The sequence below is a fragment of the Nocardia farcinica genome, assembly GCF_029867845.1.
GTDB lineage: Bacteria > Actinomycetota > Actinomycetes > Mycobacteriales > Mycobacteriaceae > Nocardia > Nocardia farcinica_A.
The window spans coordinates 1-2,717 of record NZ_JARWRU010000671.1 but is presented as its reverse complement, the minus strand read 5'-3'; the positions used below and the strand labels follow the sequence as shown (position 1 = coordinate 2,717).

The 2,717-nt window shown below is 68.8% G+C and carries 3 protein-coding genes; 1 reads left to right on the top strand and 2 read right to left on the bottom strand.

From position 1 onward, the window contains the following. A partial coding sequence (locus tag QH283_RS14770; protein WP_280503571.1) for a coenzyme F420-0:L-glutamate ligase occupies positions 1-917 on the bottom strand: 917 nt, incomplete at its 3' end. Further along, complete coding sequence (gene cofD / locus QH283_RS14765) at positions 914-1,891, bottom strand: 2-phospho-L-lactate transferase (RefSeq protein ID WP_280503572.1); 978 nt, start codon at positions 1,889-1,891, stop codon at positions 914-916. The genes QH283_RS14770 and cofD, both read right to left, overlap by 4 nt. 507 nt (positions 1,892-2,398) lie before the next feature. On the opposite strand from cofD, the gene QH283_RS14760 reads away from it, so the two are divergent. Continuing rightward, positions 2,399-2,632 carry a WhiB family transcriptional regulator gene (locus QH283_RS14760; RefSeq protein WP_040797961.1) on the top strand — a complete coding sequence of 78 codons (234 nt, stop codon included), beginning with the start codon at positions 2,399-2,401 and terminating at the stop codon, positions 2,630-2,632. Positions 2,633-2,717: the final 85 nt, after the last annotated feature.

Below are 2,717 nucleotides of genomic sequence, written 5' to 3'. Positions count from 1 at the left end.
CGCCGCACCCGATCGCGCACCCACACGAACCGCACCGGCCTGGTGTGGTGCGGGGCGGGGGCGGTGAGCGCGGACGCGACGGCGGCCCGCACCCGCTCGGGATCCACCGCCGTGTCGGCGAATTCGCGCACCGAACGGCGCAGCAGCACCGCCTCGCGCCTGCCCTGCGCCAGCGCCTCGGCGGTGCCGAGCCAGAACAGGTCCTCCTCGCCCGCGCGCACCAGCGCCGCCGCCCCCGAACCGTCGTCCTCGTGCGGGAAGCCGCGCACCACGGCCACCGGGACCGCGCGCAGCTTGCCCTTCACCAGATCGGCCGCCGCGGCCAGCTCGTCGGCCACCGCGACCTGGGTGACGTGCAGTTCGTTGCCCTGGCCGTCGATCGCGCCCGCGTAGTCGTGCAGCACCCGCAGCCCCGCGGCGCCGATGGCGGCGTCGGTCTGGCCGTTGCGCCAGGCCCGCCCCATGGTGTCGGTGATCACCACCGCCACCGAGACGCCGAGCCGCCCGGCCAGCCCGTCACGCAGGGCGCGCGCGCTGGCGTCGGGATCCGAAGGCAGCAGCACCAATTCGTCGCGTTCGACGTTCGAGCCGTCCACGCCCGAGGCGGCCTGGACGATGCCGAGCTTGTTCTCGGTGATGAGAGTGCGGCCCTTGCGGGCGAGCACCCGCACGGCCTCCTGCTCCACCAGCGTGCGCCGCACGGCGTCGCGCTCGTCGGGGTCGGTGGGCGCGGCCACCACCCTGCCCTCGGCCTTGGCGACGATCTTGCTGGTGACGACGAGGATGTCGCCGTCGCGCAGCCACGGCGCCGCCTCGGCGAGCGCGGCGGCCACGTCGTCGCCGGGCCGGAACTCCGGCAGGCCGTGGACGGGCAGGATGGTCAGCTCGTCGGCGCCGTGCTCGACGGGGGCGTTCACAGCCGCACCCCGGCCAGATCCAGTGCGGCACGGACGATCTCGGCGGTGGTGGGCGGATCGGTCATCAGCAGCGGGACGCTGCGCACCTGCACGCCCGGCACGTCGGCGGTGTCGGTGGTGTGCACCAGCCAGCCGTCGAGGATGCCGTTGGCCGAGCGCGCCCCGTAGTACCGGCCGATCGCCTCGGCGGTGGTCTCGACGCCGATCACCGACAGGCATTCGTCGGCCATGCCGCGCAACGGCTTGCCGTCGATCACCCCGGAGACTCCGACGACCTTCGCCTTCGTGGTCCGCAGCGCGCCGCGGATTCCGGGGACCGCCAGGATCGAACCGATGCTGACGACCGGATTCGAGGGGGCGAGCAATACCGCATCACAGCGCTCTATGAGATCGATCACACCTGGCGCCGGTTTCGCGTCTTCCGCTCCGATTGGGGCAAAACCATGAGTTTCCACGTTTGCGCGATACCGCACCCACCACTCCTGAAAATGGATCGCGCGACGTTCGCCAGGGTTCTCTGGATCGGTCACAACAACATGTGTTTCACACCTGTCGTCGGTTGCCGGGATCAGTTTCACGCCTGGTTGCCACCGGTTGCACAGCGCCTCGGTGACCGCCGAGAGGGGGTAGCCCGCCCGCAGCATTTCGGTCCGAATGAGGTGGGTGGCGATATCGCGATCGCCCAGGCCGAACCAGTCGGGTTTGGCCTGGTATGCCGCCAGCTCCTCCTTGGCGTGCCAGGTCTCGCCGACCCGGCCCCAGCCACGCTCGGTATCGATGCCGCCACCCAGCGTGTACATGCACGTATCCAGGTCGGGGCAGATTCTCAGGCCGTGCATCCAGACGTCGTCACCGACGTTGACGATCGCCGAGATCCGGCCATCGGGAAGTAGTTCACGCACGCCCTGCAGGAAGCGTGCGCCGCCGACGCCGCCGACGAGCACCGCGATCTCGGGGCCGGCGGCAGGCGTGATGTCCGCGTGTTGTCCAGTCACATCCGTACAGCCTATGCGTTGCCACGCGAAGGTCACGATCCAGCATATTTGCTGCTCATTTGCTATTCTGCGTCACAGGGCCGCCGCGAAAATCGGGTCCGGATAGTAACGGAATAGCGACAGCGGCTTGACCATCGATACATCCGGCGTGTCTAATCACTGACATGTCATTCCGAGTTCGAGCGAGAGTGCGTCGCGCGAACGACATTTCGAACAGATGTTCGCATCGGATTGACGTGCTTGGGGATGTCCGCGGGACTACATCGCGGGGTACGGCCGTCGGTGTGCGTGTTGGTCCGACGGAAAGAAGCATTCTGCGCTAACACACAGTGAGGAGGCGGAGCGATGACCGAAGACATGGTCGCGCGAACCGATTCCACAGCAGGCGCAGCACGTGGCGTCTGCGCTGACATCGGCCGCGAACACGACGGGAGTGAAGCGGTGTCGACTCCTCGACTCAGCCTGATCGTGACGGGCTTTGACGAGATGTTCGAATCGATCGAAGAGCAGTGGCAGGAACGCGCGCTGTGCGCGCAGACGGACCCGGAGGCGTTCTTTCCCGAAAAGGGCGGCTCCACACGCGAAGCCAAGCGGATCTGCATGGGTTGCGAGGTGCGTGACGAGTGCCTGGAATACGCACTCGCCCATGACGAACGGTTCGGCATCTGGGGCGGGCTCTCCGAGCGCGAGCGCCGTCGCCTCAAGCGCGGCATCATCTGAACGGGCTTCGACCCGCGCCGGCGCCCGCCGCCGGGCCCGGCGCGGGGTCGGCCCCACCCCTGGGTGGGGTGCCCGGCCGGGCGTG